The sequence below is a fragment of the Pseudomonas sp. 8 R 14 genome (assembly GCF_900005955.1).
Classification (GTDB): domain Bacteria; phylum Pseudomonadota; class Gammaproteobacteria; order Pseudomonadales; family Pseudomonadaceae; genus Aquipseudomonas; species Aquipseudomonas marginalis.
In genome coordinates, this window is record NZ_CVTH01000092.1 from 169,149 (window position 1) to 182,506 (window position 13,358).

At 62.8% G+C, this 13,358-nt stretch carries 12 protein-coding genes; 7 read left to right on the plus strand and 5 right to left on the minus strand.

Features of this window, described 5'->3' with window-relative positions; genetic code table 11:
- Positions 1-96 precede the first annotated feature (96 nt).
- Together BFQ01_RS30345 and pobA are read right to left on the minus strand one after the other, a co-directional pair.
- Positions 97-1,614, minus strand: coding sequence for an MDR family MFS transporter (locus BFQ01_RS30345; protein ID WP_065928188.1), 1,518 nt, complete (start codon positions 1,612-1,614; stop codon positions 97-99).
- Between the two features lie 66 nt (positions 1,615-1,680).
- On the minus strand, positions 1,681-2,865 hold the full coding sequence (pobA, locus tag BFQ01_RS30350) for a 4-hydroxybenzoate 3-monooxygenase (RefSeq protein ID WP_174562733.1): 1,185 nt from the start codon (positions 2,863-2,865) through the stop codon (positions 1,681-1,683).
- A 189-nt stretch (positions 2,866-3,054) separates the two neighbouring features.
- Between pobA and BFQ01_RS30355 the strand changes: the two genes are divergently transcribed.
- On the plus strand, positions 3,055-3,933 hold the full coding sequence (locus BFQ01_RS30355; protein WP_065928190.1) for a helix-turn-helix domain-containing protein: 879 nt from the start codon (positions 3,055-3,057) through the stop codon (positions 3,931-3,933).
- On the opposite strand, the gene BFQ01_RS32695 is transcribed toward BFQ01_RS30355, so the two are convergent.
- Together BFQ01_RS32695 and BFQ01_RS30360 are read right to left on the minus strand one after the other, a co-directional pair.
- Positions 3,926-4,102: a hypothetical protein gene (locus tag BFQ01_RS32695; protein WP_162844255.1), complete on the minus strand. Its 177-nt coding sequence runs from the start codon at positions 4,100-4,102 to the stop codon at positions 3,926-3,928. The genes BFQ01_RS30355 and BFQ01_RS32695 overlap by 8 nt on opposite strands.
- A gap of 100 nt (positions 4,103-4,202) precedes the next feature.
- Positions 4,203-5,108, minus strand: a complete 906-nt coding sequence (locus BFQ01_RS30360) for a LysR family transcriptional regulator (RefSeq protein ID WP_065928191.1) — start codon at positions 5,106-5,108, stop codon at positions 4,203-4,205.
- 107 nt (positions 5,109-5,215) lie between these two features.
- Between BFQ01_RS30360 and BFQ01_RS30365 the strand changes: the two genes are divergently transcribed.
- Both BFQ01_RS30365 and BFQ01_RS30370 read left to right on the plus strand, forming a co-directional pair.
- On the plus strand, positions 5,216-6,079 hold the full coding sequence (locus BFQ01_RS30365; protein ID WP_065928192.1) for an MBL fold metallo-hydrolase: 864 nt from the start codon (positions 5,216-5,218) through the stop codon (positions 6,077-6,079).
- Between the two features lie 34 nt (positions 6,080-6,113).
- On the plus strand, positions 6,114-6,725 hold the full coding sequence (locus BFQ01_RS30370) for an NAD(P)-dependent oxidoreductase (RefSeq protein WP_065928193.1): 612 nt from the start codon (positions 6,114-6,116) through the stop codon (positions 6,723-6,725).
- A gap of 109 nt (positions 6,726-6,834) precedes the next feature.
- Here the strand turns inward: BFQ01_RS30370 and BFQ01_RS30375 are convergent, their stop codons facing one another.
- Complete coding sequence (locus tag BFQ01_RS30375; RefSeq protein WP_065928194.1) at positions 6,835-7,707, minus strand: LysR substrate-binding domain-containing protein; 873 nt, start codon at positions 7,705-7,707, stop codon at positions 6,835-6,837.
- Positions 7,708-7,818: 111 nt separating this feature from the next.
- Between BFQ01_RS30375 and BFQ01_RS30380 the strand changes: the two genes are divergently transcribed.
- From BFQ01_RS30380 to BFQ01_RS30395, 4 genes are all read left to right on the plus strand, one after another.
- Positions 7,819-9,444, plus strand: coding sequence for a 5-guanidino-2-oxopentanoate decarboxylase (locus tag BFQ01_RS30380; protein ID WP_065928195.1), 1,626 nt, complete (start codon positions 7,819-7,821; stop codon positions 9,442-9,444).
- Entirely contained in the window at positions 9,441-10,883 is a 1,443-nt protein-coding gene (locus BFQ01_RS30385; protein WP_065928196.1) for an aldehyde dehydrogenase family protein, read from the plus strand. Before BFQ01_RS30380 ends, BFQ01_RS30385 begins: the two co-directional genes overlap by 4 nt.
- 212 nt (positions 10,884-11,095) lie before the next feature.
- Positions 11,096-12,283: a cyanate transporter gene (locus BFQ01_RS30390; RefSeq protein ID WP_065928197.1), complete on the plus strand. Its 1,188-nt coding sequence runs from the start codon at positions 11,096-11,098 to the stop codon at positions 12,281-12,283.
- A 137-nt stretch (positions 12,284-12,420) separates the two neighbouring features.
- Complete coding sequence (locus BFQ01_RS30395; RefSeq protein ID WP_065928198.1) at positions 12,421-13,356, plus strand: LysR family transcriptional regulator; 936 nt, start codon at positions 12,421-12,423, stop codon at positions 13,354-13,356.
- Positions 13,357-13,358: the final 2 nt, after the last annotated feature.

Here is a 13,358-nt window from a genome sequence, read left to right on the forward strand (position 1 = left end):
TCGCCACAAGGAGATTTGTCAGGGGCTGAAAAGTTGTGTAGATACCCATGGCCTCCGGGGCAAGCCCCCTCCCACATTAGGTCTCTATTGTGTCAGTCAGCGGGTTTTGTCTTCCCGCCCGCGCAGCACGCGATTGGGCATCGCGATCGCCGCCGCCAACCCCAGCAGCGACACCCCCGCACTCACCAGCAGCAAATGCCGGAACGTCACCCCCAGCTCCCCGCGCAGGGCATCCTGCGCCGGGCCTGGCGCGGCGTTCAGGCCGTCAAGCAGCACGTTGCCGGAACCGCCTTCGGCCACCAGCGCACCGCTGGCCAGATGGGCGAAGCTGGAGTCCTGCAACAACGCCAGCAGCAACGCCGACATGCACGCCACCCCCACCGCGCCGCCCAGGGAGCGGAACAGGTTGGTGGTGCTGGTAGCAACGCCGATGTCCCGTTGCTCCACCGAGTTCTGCGCCCCCACCAGGGAGGTGGGAAACTGCATGCCGGCGGCGATCCCGCACAGCAACATGAATACGCCGGTCAGCAGCATATCCTGGGGCGCACTGTAGGCCATGCCCAGGATCGCCAGCGGGCTTAACAGCGCGCCGCTGAGAATCATCGGTTTGTAACGCCCTGTCACCGAGGTCATGCGCCCGGCGCAATAGGCGCCGATGGGCAGGCCCATCGCCAGGGGCAGCAAATGCAAGGCGGCGCTGTCGGCTCCGCCGCCGGTCACTGTCTGAAAGCGCAAGGGCATCAGCACCGTCAGGGAAATCGCCTGGAAGCTGGTGAAGAAAATCGTGCACCAGCACAGCACCGCACTGCGGTTGGCAAACAGGTGCATCGGCAGCAACGGCTCGCGGGCGCGGCGCTCGTGCCAGACGAACAGGGTCAATGCCACCAGGGCACAGGCCAGCAGCCCCAACACCTGGCTGTCACGCCAATGATGGCCCTGGCCGATTTCGGTAATGCCCAACAGCAAGGCGGTGAGGCCGATGATCATCAGCACCGTGCCGAGGTAATCGATGATCGGCTTGCGTTGCGGCGCCGGCAGCCCCACCAGGGTGCGATGGGCCACGTACCAGGCACCGGCGCCCAGCGGCAGGTTGATCAGGAACACCCAGCGCCAGGATAAATACTCGGTCATGTAGCCGCCCAACACCGGCCCGGCCACGCTGGCCACTGCGTACATGCTGCTGAAATAGCCCTGATAGCGCCCGCGCTCACGGGGCGGGATGATGTCGCCGATGATCGCCTGGCTCACCGAGATCATTCCGCCGGCGCCGATGCCCTGCAGCACCCGCGCCAGCACCAGTTGCTCCATGCTCTGGGCCATACCGCAGAACAACGAAGCAACGGTAAACAGCCCCATGCCGATCAGCATCATCGGCCGCCGCCCGTAGAGGTCGCCGAGCTTGCCGTAGATCGGCACCGCCACCGTCATCGCCACCATATAACCGGAGATGACCCAGGCCAGCAGGTTGACGTCGTGGAATTGCGCGGAGATGGCGGGCATGGACACGGCGACAATGGTCTGGTCCAGGGCACCGAGGAAGATCGCCATCATCAACGAGGCGAGAATACTGCGCACCGCGGGGAGCGGTGGCGCGGGCTGATTGAGCTGAGTCACGGCAGAACCTTCGAGCAGGGCCCGCGGGAAAAGGCAGCCCGCGGGAATGCTCGATACGATAGCAGGCTATTCGATAGGCTCGTAAGGAAGTCCGACGTAATTTTCCGCGATGGTCTGGCGCCCGGCTTCGGAGTGGATGAAGTACTCCAGCTCGCTCTGGGCAATGCGCTGGCTGAATCCGTCGGACTCAGGGAATTGATGCAACATCGAGGTCATCCACCAGGAAAACCGTTCGGCCTTCCACACCCGGCGCAGGCAAATGGCGGAATAACGTTCGAGCAAGTCCACGCGCCCCTCGCCATACACCTTGAGCAAAATCCGGAACAGGGTGCTCACGTCGCTGGCCGCCAGGTTCAAGCCCTTGGCCCCGGTGGGCGGCACGATATGGGCCGCATCGCCGAGCAGGAACAGGCGCCCGTACTGCATCGGTTCCACCACAAAACTGCGCAGGGGCGCGATGCTTTTTTCGATGGAGGGGCCGGTGACCAGTTGTTCAGCCAAAGCGTTGGGCAGCCGGGTTTTCAGTTCCGCCCAGAAGCGTTCGTCCGACCATTCGCCTACCGGCTCCTCGGCCGGCACTTGCAGGTAATAGCGGCTGCGCGTCGGTGAACGCATGCTGCACAGCGCAAAGCCCCGTGAATGCTTGGCGTACACCAGTTCCGCGTGCACCGGCGGGGTGTCGGCAAGGATGCCCAGCCAACCGAAGGGGTAGACACGCTCGAACACCTTCAGCGATTCAGCCGGGATCGACTGGCGCGCCACACCGTGGAACCCATCACAACCGGCGATGTAGTCGCACTCCAGGCGAAACGCCTGGCCCTGATGCTCGAACGTCAGCCAGGGTCGATCACTTTTAAGATCATGGGGCTGCACGTCGCGCGCTTCATACAGCGTGGTGGCGCCAGCGGCGGCGCGGGCGGCCATGAGGTCGCGGGTGACTTCGGTCTGGCCGTAGATCATCACCGATTGGCCGCCGGTCAGCGCCTTGAGGTCGATGTGGGTCAGTTGACCGTCCAGCGCCAGCTCGAAGCCATCATGTACCAGGCCTTCGGCATCCATGCGCTGGCTCACGCCCGCCTCGCGCAGCAGGTTGACCATGCCTTGTTCCAGCACCCCGGCGCGGATACGGCCTTGTACGTAGTCGGCACTCTGGCGCTCCAGGATCAGGGTCTGGATACCGGCGTTGTGCAACAGCTGGCCGAGCAACAGTCCGGAGGGACCGGCGCCGATAATGGCGACTTGGGTTTTCAGGGTTTTCATTATTTTTATCGCCCGCAAGTTCCACCCGAACGGATCGAGTGAAAGAGTTGTCATTGATCTTGTGGCTGACAGTTTTCACTTGAGTGCGCAGTATAAGAAGGTGAAAACTGCGACAAAACCTGCGCTTTTTGCCAATTTGGGCGATTACCGCACCACTGTCCTGAGTATCGGATTGAAACCATGACCAACACCGCGATTCCGGTCTTCAAGCTTTACGGAGAAAGCCAGCAATGGCCGACCCCCGATTTGTTGCACTGCGAAACCATTTCCCGGCGCAGTCGGGAATACCAGTGGGAAATCCAGCCCCACCGGCACGCGGATCTGTGCCAACTGCTGTACGTGCACAAAGGCCAGGCCGAGTTGGAAATCGAAGGCCAGCGCACCACCCTCAACGAAGCCACGCTGCAGGTATTGCCGCCGTTGTGCGTGCATGGGTTTCGCTTTGCCGAAGATGTCGAAGGCTATGTAGTCACCCTGGCGGCACCCCTGGTCAGCCACTTGCAAGCCCAACTGGGCGCAACGGCAGGCGGTTTGCAGCCCCTGGGCAGCTACCCGGCGGGCAAGGACAGTGATTACCTCAACAGCCAGTTCGCCCGCCTGCAGGACGAATACGCCGACGACCAACCGGCCCGGGACATGCTGATGCACGCGCTGGTCAGTGTGCTGCTGGTGTGGATCAGCCGCCAGGCCATCCAGCGTCGCCACCCGCGCGCGCCAAGGGGCCGCGAGTATTTCCGGCGCTTTACGCAATTGGTTGAACAGCACTATCGGGAACACCCGAAGATTGAGGATCTGGCCCACAAACTGGGTATCTCGGTCTCACACCTGAATGGGACGTGTCGGGAACTGGGCGGGCAGCCTGCCTTGCAGATCATGCATGACCGTCAATTACTCGAGGCCAAGCGCCTGCTGACCTACACCAGCATGACCATCAACGAAATGTCGGAAGTACTGGGTTTTTCCGACCCGACCAACTTCTCTCGGCTGTTCCGCCGACGGGTCGGGTTCTCACCCAAGGCGTTTCGCGAGCAACTCAAGGCCGAACAGCCGTCTACCTGAGTGCACTGAAACTGCCGGTGTGGGGAACGCATTGGTCCTGATGGCAGCTGATCGCAAAGGTCGGCTGCATCCGGGTCTGCTCCACGCGGTAGGCGGCGGTGCCATACAGGCCGGTCGCCAAGGCGCAGAGGAAGAAAATCATCAGGTATTTGCGGGTTTTAATGCTCATGGCACAGACCTCTGAGCGGATCTACAGGGTGCTGTTTAAAGCATAGGTCAACCAGGGCGAGTTGCCATTATTGGGCGACATTCAACAGGGTTATGTCGCCCTAAAGACACCTATCCCACACCGGCTCCTCGGGGAACCTCACCACCAGGAAATCCAGCAGGCTGCGCAGCGCCGAAGGCATGTGTTTGCGTGACGCATAGACCGCGTAGATGTTCATCTGCCGGGGTTCGGCCTCGGGTAGCAGACGTACCAGTTCACCACGGCGGATGTGATCGCCGGCCTGGTAGCTGGGCAGCATCGCCACACCCGCGCCGGCCAGCGTCACGCGTAACAACGTACTGGCTTCGTTAGCGGTGATATTGCCGTGCACCGGCACCGAGACGTGCTCGCCGTGCTCCTCGAAATGCCACAGGCTTTTGCCGAAGTACGAATGGGTCAGGCAGTTGTGCCGGGCCAGGTCCTCGACTTTCTGCGGCGCCGGGTGCTCCAACAGGTAGGCCGGGGTTGCGCACACCACGGAGCGACAGACTGTCAGGCGCCGGGCGATCAGGTTGGGGTCCAGGTCGTTGCTGGTGCGGATGGCCAGGTCGATGCGCTCGTCCACCAGGTTCACCGTGCGGTCGAGCATTTGCAGGTCAATGGTCACCAGGGGATAGCGCTTGACGTACTCGGCAATGGCCTCGGCCAATTGCGCCTGGCCAAACGAGGTGCTGACACTCAGGCGCAACAGGCCACGGGGCGCCTTATCAGGCTCACTGACGGCGGCCTGCATATCACCGCACAACTCCAGGAGTTGCCGACAGCGTGGCAGGGTTTCGCCACCGGCCGCCGTGAGGCTGAGTTTGCGCGTGGTGCGGTGCAACAGGCGCGCGCCGACCCAGTCTTCCAGCTCGGCCAGGTAACGCGACACCACCGGGCGCGACAGGTCCAGATGGTCGGCGGCGGCGGACTGACTGCCCAGGTCCACCACCGTGACAAACACGCGCATTGCTTGAAGACGATCCATGATTTGCCCGATTTCAGAAACAAACTATGTCCCAGCATCGCATTTTTAGTTCGGTTTAGTGCAACTAAGCTCTGTGCATCCTTTGAATCCACTGCTGGAGCTGCCCGATGTTCTCAACCCTCAAGCGCTTGACCTTCACCGCTGCCTTGGCGTTTGCCGGCCATGCAGCGGCGGCCGACCTGACCCTGGATGTCTACAACCCGGGCGAGGCGGCGATCTTCCCGGTCAGCTCGGTGCTGGTCAGCGGTGCCAAAGACGCGATCCTGGTGGACGCGCAATTCGGCAAGGGCCAGGCCGAGCAACTGGTGCAGAAGATCCGCGCCAGCGGCAAACACCTGACCACCATCTACATCAGCCATGGCGACCCGGATTACTACTTCGGCCTCGACACCCTGACGGCCGCGTTCCCCGACGCCAAGGTGCTGGCGCCGCAACCGGTGGTGGACCATATCAACGCCACCGTGGCCGGCAAACTTGAGTTCTGGGGCCCGAAAATGGGTGCCGACAAACCGGGCAAAACCATCGTGCCCCAGGTGCTGCAAGGCCACAGCCTGACCCTTGAAGGGCAGCAGCTGGAGGTGATCGGCCTGGATGGCCCGCAGCCGGACCGCAGCTTCGTGTGGATCCCGTCGATCAAGGCCGTGGTCGGGGGCGTGGTGGTCGCGCAAAACATTCACCTGTGGATGGCCGACACCCAAAGCGCGCAATCCCATAAAGACTGGCTTGCGACCCTGCAACGCATCGAACAGTTGAAGCCACGCACGGTGATTCCTGGCCACTACCTGGGCACGCCGTCACCGCAAGCCGTGGCCTTTACTGCCGACTACATCAAGGCCTTCGACGTAGAAACCGCCAAGGCCAAGGACGCCGCCGCCCTGATCGCGGCCATGAAAAAGCGCTACCCCACCCTCGCCGACGAAAGCTCGCTGGAACTGAGCGCCAAAGTCGCCAAGGGCGAAATGAAGTGGTGAATGCCTTTAAACCCTGACCGTACTGGAGAACATCATGAGCAAGATCGCAATCATTGGGGCCACCGGCCGTGCCGGCAGCCAATTGCTGGAAGAAGCCCTGCGTCGTGGGCATAGCGTGGTGGCTATCGCGCGTAACACCGACAAGCTGGCTGTACGCCCCGGCGTCACCGTCAAGCAGGTTGATGCACTGGATGCCAATGCCCTGGAACAAGCCATCAGCGGCAGCGATGTGGTGATCAGCGCGGCACATTTCGCCACCCTGCCCGCCAGCGCCGTGATCGGCCCGGTAAAAAAAGCCGGGGTGAAACGCCTGCTGGTGGTGGGCGGCGCCGGTTCGTTGCTGCTCGGTGGCGGGCGTGTAATCGACAGCGAGGGCTTCCCGGCGGAATACAAAGCCGAAGCCAGTGCAGGGGCCGCGTTTCTCGACGTGCTGCGTCAGGAAAAGGACCTGGATTGGACGTTCCTGTCGCCGTCGGCCTTGTTCGATGGCACCCAGCGCACCGGTAAATTCCGTCTGGGCCAGGATGACTTGCTGGTGAGCAGTGACGGTAGCAGCTCGATCAGCTTTGCCGACTACGCCATCGCCATGCTCGATGAAGTGGAAACACCGAAGCACTCGCGCCAGCGCTTCACCGTCGGTTACTGACACCTGTGGGAGGGGGCTTGCTCCCGATAGCGGTAGTTCAGTTGGAGCCTCTTTGACTGACACACCGCTATCGGGAGCAAGCCCCCTCCCACATTTGGATCTTCAGCGCCTACGACTGCTGCGCCTGGCTCACTAACCAATCCATCAGCGCTTCAAGCCCTGCCGACGGCACCGTCCCCGGCGGATACACCAGGTAGTACCCCTTCCCCGTCGGTACCCGCAGTTCAAACGGCATCGCCAAGCGCCCCGCCTTGAGATCCTCGCCCATCAACGCACTGTCGCCCATCGCCACCCCGGAGCCCTGGGAGGCCACGTTCATCGCCAAGTCCAACGTCTCGAAATGATGCCCCTGGCTCACGTTGCTCAACCGCGTATCCGCCGCCTGGAGCCAGCGCGCCCAATCGCGCTCATCCCGCGTGGGGTGCAACAGCACCTGTTGCTGCAAGTCCGCCGGGGTGTGCAAACCGGCGAGCAGCGCCGGTGCGCAGACCGGGGTGAGTTGCTCATCGAACAAATGCCGCGCCTCGGCCGATTGCTCGGCGATGGGTGCATAGATCACCGCCGCGTCGAATTGCTCGCGACGAAAATCCACGCTGTAGGCCACGGTGGTGGTGAGTTCCACCGGAACGTCCGGGCGCTCCCGCTGCCATTGCATCAGGCGCGGCAACAACCAGCGCATTACGCAGGTGGAGGCCTTGATTTGCAGGGTATGGCGGCGATTGCCGATCTGCTCCACCGCGTCACCGAGCAGGCCAAACACCTGCTGCACCCGTTGCGACCACTCGCGACCTTCTTCGGTCAGGCTCAACCCCCGTGCCTGGCGCTGGAACAAGGCGTAGCCCAAATGGCTCTCCAGCCCGGCGATCTGCCGGCTCACCGCACCTTGTGTGATATGCAGTTGCTCGGCGGCGCGGGTGAAGTTGCAGCACTGGGCCGTGACCCAGAAGGTATGCAGCGCGGGCAGGGGCGGAAGGCGTTTCATAAGGGCGCAGCCATGACGTGAGGACATGGCTAGTATGACTTTTTATCGATTGTTGCCGCTACGGGCCAGCCGTTCCAATACCGCCACGAATCCATAACAAGAGCGACACCTATGGCGACCTGTGGCGAAGTATTGGTCAACCTCCTGGAAAGCTACGGCGTGGACCAGGTGTTTGGTATTCCCGGCGTGCACACCGTGGAGCTGTATCGCGGCCTGGCCCGCTCGAGCATCCGCCACGTCACCCCGCGCCACGAACAGGGCGCCGGCTTTATGGCCGACGGCTACGCGCGCACCCGTGGCAAACCGGGCGTGTGTTTCATCATCACCGGCCCGGGCATGACCAATATCACCACCGCCATGGGCCAGGCCTACGCCGACTCGATCCCGATGCTGGTGATTTCCAGCGTGCAATCGCGCAGCCAGTTGGGCGGCGGGCGCGGCAAGTTGCATGAGCTGCCGAACCAGGGCGCGATGATGGCCGGCGTGGCGGCGTTCTCCCATACCTTGATGTCGGCAGCGGAGTTGCCCGCCGTGCTGGCGCGGGCGTTTGCGTTGTTCCAGGCCGGCAGGCCGCGCCCGGTGCATATCGAGATTCCATTGGATGTGCTGGTGGAAAACGCCGATGCACTGCTCGGCAGTCAACCGGTCAGCATCGCCCGTGCCGGTGCGGCACCGGCGGCGGTCAAGCAGATGAGCCAGTTGCTCGCCGCCGCTAAACGCCCGCTGATCCTGGCCGGTGGCGGCGCGATTGAGGCGGCCGCCGAATTGACCCGCCTGGCCGAAGCCCTCGGCGCGCCGGTGGCCCTGACCATCAATGCGAAGGGCATGCTGCCTTCCGAGCATCCGCTGCTGATCGGCTCGACTCAGTCCCTGGTCGCTACCCGCGCGCTGGTGGCCGAGGCCGATGTGGTGCTGGCCATCGGCACCGAGCTGGCCGAGACCGACTACGACGTGACCTTCGCCGGTGGCTTCGAGATACCCGGCGCGCTGCTACGCATTGATATCGACCCCGACCAGACCGTGCGCAACTACCCGCCGCATCTCGCCTTGGTGGCCGACGCAAGGATCGCCGCCGATGCCTTGCTGGCCGACTTGAACCGCACGCCGCTGGGCCCCCGCCACATCGACTGGGGCGCTCAGCGCGTCGCCCGGTTGTGGGCCGAACTGGCCCCCACCTGGGACGCCGCCACCCGCGCGCAAACCCTGTTCCTCAATACGGTGCTGGAGGCACTGCCGGGCGCCGTGCTGGTGGGCGATTCGACCCAACCGGTGTACAGCGGCAACCTGACCCTGAACCTCGATCACCCGCGCCGCTGGTTCAATTCCTCCACCGGCTACGGCACCTTGGGCTACGCCCTGCCGGCCGCCATCGGCGCCTGGTTGGGCCGTGGCGATGGGCAACCGGTGGTGTGTTTGATTGGTGACGGCGGGCTGCAATTCACCCTGCCGGAACTGGCCAGCGCAGTGGAAGCGCGCACGCCGATCATCGTGCTGCTGTGGAATAACCAGGGATATGAAGAGATCAAGAAATACATGCTCAACCGCGCCATCGAACCGGTCGGCGTAGACATCTACACCCCGGATTTTATCGGCGTGGCCAAGGCCCTCGGCAGTGCTGCCGACAGCGCTCACAGCGTTGCACAGCTGCGCAACGCCTTGCGCGCCGCCGCCGATCGCCCGGGGCCGACGCTGATTGAGATCGACCAGGACCTATGGATGCAGGAGCCAGCGGTATGAGCGCAGTAATGAACGGTGTGTATATCGACGGCGCATGGCGTGCCGGCCATGACGTGCTGGAGGTGATCAACCCGGCCACCGAGGCGACCCTGGCCCGTGTCAGCGTCGGCGATGGGCAGGCCGTGACCGAGGCCGTGGATGCAGCCAGCGCGGCCTTTATCGACTGGTCGAAAAGTAGCGGCCGTGATCGCGCCAGCCTGCTGCGCAAAATCGCCCAAGGCGTCAGCGCGCAGCGCGAACAGTTGATGCACCTGCAATCGAGCAACAACGGCAAGCCGCTGTTTGAAGCCGGCATCGATGTGGACGACGTGATCGCCACGTTCGAGTACTACGCCGGTATCGCCGACGACATGGACGCCGGACAGGATCGCCCGGTGGCGCTGCCCAGCGATGACTTCAGCGCGCGCCTGCGCCGTGAGCCGTGCGGCGTGGTGGGGTTGATCGTGCCGTGGAATTTCCCGATGGTCACCACCGCCTGGAAACTCGCCCCGGCCCTTGCCGCCGGTTGCTGCGTGGTGCTCAAGCCCTCGGAAGTCACGCCCTTGGCGGAGTTGCAGTTGGCGCAAATCATCGCTGACGCGGGCTGCCCGGCGGGGGTGTTCAACCTGGTCTGCGGCACCGGCTTGGCCGTTGGTGCACCGCTGGCGGCAGACCGTCGCGTGGCGAAGATTTCCTTCACCGGCAGCAACGCCGTGGGGGTGCAGGTGATGCAACGTGCAGCGGAAACCATCAAGGGCGTGAGCCTGGAATTAGGCGGTAAATCTTCGCTGCTGGTACTGGCGGATGCCGACCTCGACCTGGCGGTGGAGCTGGCGTGTGGCGGTGGTTTTTTCAACGCTGGGCAAATGTGTTCCGCCACCAGCCGCGTGCTGGTGGCCGACAGCCTGGCGGATGAATTCCTGCAACGCTTGCAGGCACGGGCTGAAGCAATTCGCGTCGCCGACCCATTTGCCGACGACGTGGAAATGGGCGCGTTGATCAACCGCGTGCAGTATCAGCGGGTGCTGGGGCATATCCAACGGGGCATTGAGGCTGGCGCGCGATTGGTGTGTGGCGGCGAACGCCCGGCGAACCTGGCGAAGGGCTACTTCATTCGCCCAACCGTGTTTACCGACGTGCCATTGGACAGTGCATTGTGGAACGAAGAAATCTTCGGCCCGGTGCTGTGTGTACGACCTTTTGCCACTGAGGAAGAGGCCATTGCCCTGGCCAACGACAGCGATTTCGGCCTGGTGGCCAGCGTGGTCAGCCGTAGCGTCGAGACCACCGAACGCGTGGCGAATGCCTTGCAGGCCGGGTTGGTGTGGATCAACGCACCGCAGGTGATCTTCCCGCAGACGGCGTGGGGTGGTTACAAGCAGAGCAGTATCGGCCGTGAGCTGGGGCCGTGGGGCCTGGCGGCGTTTCAGGAGATCAAACATGTGATCCGGTCTATCTGACGACGCAGAACAAATATGGGAGGGAGCTTGCACCTAATGCCAGTCAGTTAAGGAGGAACACTGTAACTGTGGTGAGCGGGCTTGCCCGCTCTCACACTTTGACTTGCGGTGTTTCAGTTAACCGCAATTTTTAGATAGCCCCTGCGACTTTCTCATTTGCCCCCCTCCCCCATGCGTGGCCTGATTCGCCCTTGTTCATTCAAGGCAGGCCCATGGAAAACGTTCAGGCAAAACCCACCACCGCCGTGTGGCTGATGATCAGCGTCGTGCTGGTCGCCCTTAACCTGCGGCCGTCGATGGCCGCCGTGGGGCCGTTGTTGTCGTCGATTCGCGGCGAGGTGCCGTTGAGTTTCAGCAGCGCGGCGTTGCTGACCATGTTGCCGGTCATGGCCATGGGCCTGGCGATGTTCTTTGGCATGGGCCTGGCCAAGCGTTTTGGCGAGCACCGCAGCATTGTGCTGTCACTGCTGGTGATTGGCGTGGCGACGTTGTCGCGGCTGTTCCTGGATTCGGCTCTGGAATTGATCGTCAGCGCGATTGCCGCCGGTGTGGGCATCGCCATGATCCAGGCGTTGATGCCGGCGCTGATCAAGTCGCGGTTCAGCGAAAACGTGTCGTTGTTCATGGGCCTCTACGTCACCGCTATCATGGGCGGCGCGGCGCTGGCGGCAGCGTTCTCCCCCTTCGTGCAGGTGCAGACCGGCAGCTGGCGCATCGGCCTGGCGATCTGGGCGTTTCTGGCGCTGCTGGCCCTGGTGTTCTGGTACGCCCAGCGCTCGGTGTTGCCACCGTTGCCCCAAGCCGCCGCCGGCCCTCAGGAATCGTTTTTCGGCAACGGCCGCGCCTGGTTGCTGGCGATCTTTTTCGGCCTCGGTACGGCGTCCTACACCTGCGTGCTGGCGTGGCTGGCGCCGTACTACGTGGAGCAAGGCTGGAGCGAACAGAATGCCGGTTTGTTGCTGGGTTTCCTGACCGCGATGGAGGTGGTGTCCGGCCTGGTCACGCCGGCCATCGCCAACCGCCGCCGGGATAAACGCGGGGTGGTGGCGGTGTTGCTGGGGCTGATCATCCTCGGGTTCTGCGGCCTGATCCTCAGCCCGCAACACCTCAGTTTGCTGTGGCCGTGCCTGCTGGGGCTGGGTATCGGCGGGTTGTTCCCGATGAGCCTGATCCTGTCCCTCGACCACCTCGACAACCCGCGTCGCGCGGGGAGCCTTACCGCATTCGTGCAGGGCATCGGCTACCTGATTGCCGGCCTGTCGCCGCTGATCGCCGGGATGATCCGTGACCAGCTGGGCAGCTTCGAATGGGCCTGGTGGTCGTTGACGGCGGTGGTCGTGGTGATGCTGCTGATCGTCACGCGCTTCAACCCAAGGCATTACGCAGAACATATTCACTGACGTCGTGTTGCAAACAGTATTTGTCCCACGCAAAACATTGAAACGCCCTACAGAGCTTTCTATTGGCACGGCCGTTCCGTTAAGCTTTCGCGCTGTCTTGTACTGACTTCGGTACATGGGGTTTACGGACGAAACCGATGTTAAACAGTAACTTGCTCAGAAAACTCGATATGCAGGACTTGATGGTGTTTATCGCCGTCTATGACCAGAGCAGCGTTACCGACGTGTCAGAAACGCTGTTCGTCAGCCAGTCCACCGTGAGCTACAGCCTGAAGAAACTGCGGACCAGTTTTGAAGACGAGCTGTTTATCAACACGCGGGCGGGCATGCGGCCTACGTACAAGGCCACCACCATGTACGCCCATGTGCAGAGGATCCTCGAAAGCATCAACCTGTGCCATGCCGGTGGCCAGGCCTTCGACCCGACCCAGAAGGCCGTGACCTTCAATGTCTGCGCGCCGGAGTACTTCGAACAACTGATCCTGCCGCGCCTGTTGAAGCATTTCGACCGCGCCGACCTGCCGGTGATCGTCAATGTGCAGAAACTGGAAGCCGACATCCCCGCCGACGACCTGCGCGAGGGCCGTCTGGATCTGGTGATCTGCTTCGGACCGCACTTTCACCGCGCCCATAAAGACTTCAAGACCCAGATGCTGCTGGAGGACGATCTGGTGTGCGTCTTCGATAAACGCTCGGCACCGCGCGAGCCGGCATTCAGCCTGCAATCGTTCGTCGAGCGGCGCCACGTGTTCCCCACGCCATGGACCTCCGACACCAACATGATCGACGGCTGGCTGGCGCGCCAGGCCCACAAGCGCCAGGTGATCGCCCGCGCCAACAGCTACAGCGCGGCGCTGAAGATGATCACCGGCACCGACTTCATCGTCACCCTGCCGCGCCGCGTGCAGAAACTGCTGGCACCGGCGACGGTGTTCGGCCACTGCGAGGCCCCCAACGGATTGCCGGGGTTCACCCTGGATATGCAGTGGAATGAAAGCAGTGAACAGGACAGTGCCAATACCTGGTTTCGTGAACAGGTGGTGAAGGTGTGTGCGGATCAGGGATTACTCTAACT

What these genes read in the sequence shown, in the direction of transcription:
- BFQ01_RS30395 (WP_065928198.1), top strand. Translation starts at nt 12,421, where the DNA reads ATGTTAAACAGTAACTTGCTCAGAAAACTCGATATGCAGGACTTGATG.
- BFQ01_RS30370 (WP_065928193.1), top strand. Translation starts at nt 6,114, where the DNA reads ATGAGCAAGATCGCAATCATTGGGGCCACCGGCCGTGCCGGCAGCCAA.
- BFQ01_RS30355 (WP_065928190.1), top strand. Translation starts at nt 3,055, where the DNA reads ATGACCAACACCGCGATTCCGGTCTTCAAGCTTTACGGAGAAAGCCAG.
- BFQ01_RS30380 (WP_065928195.1), top strand. Translation starts at nt 7,819, where the DNA reads ATGGCGACCTGTGGCGAAGTATTGGTCAACCTCCTGGAAAGCTACGGC.
- BFQ01_RS30365 (WP_065928192.1), top strand. Translation starts at nt 5,216, where the DNA reads ATGTTCTCAACCCTCAAGCGCTTGACCTTCACCGCTGCCTTGGCGTTT.
- BFQ01_RS30390 (WP_065928197.1), top strand. Translation starts at nt 11,096, where the DNA reads ATGGAAAACGTTCAGGCAAAACCCACCACCGCCGTGTGGCTGATGATC.
- BFQ01_RS30375 (WP_065928194.1), bottom strand. Translation starts at nt 7,707, where the DNA reads ATGAAACGCCTTCCGCCCCTGCCCGCGCTGCATACCTTCTGGGTCACG.
- BFQ01_RS32695 (WP_162844255.1), bottom strand. Translation starts at nt 4,102, where the DNA reads ATGAGCATTAAAACCCGCAAATACCTGATGATTTTCTTCCTCTGCGCC.
- BFQ01_RS30360 (WP_065928191.1), bottom strand. Translation starts at nt 5,108, where the DNA reads ATGGATCGTCTTCAAGCAATGCGCGTGTTTGTCACGGTGGTGGACCTG.
- BFQ01_RS30385 (WP_065928196.1), top strand. Translation starts at nt 9,441, where the DNA reads ATGAGCGCAGTAATGAACGGTGTGTATATCGACGGCGCATGGCGTGCC.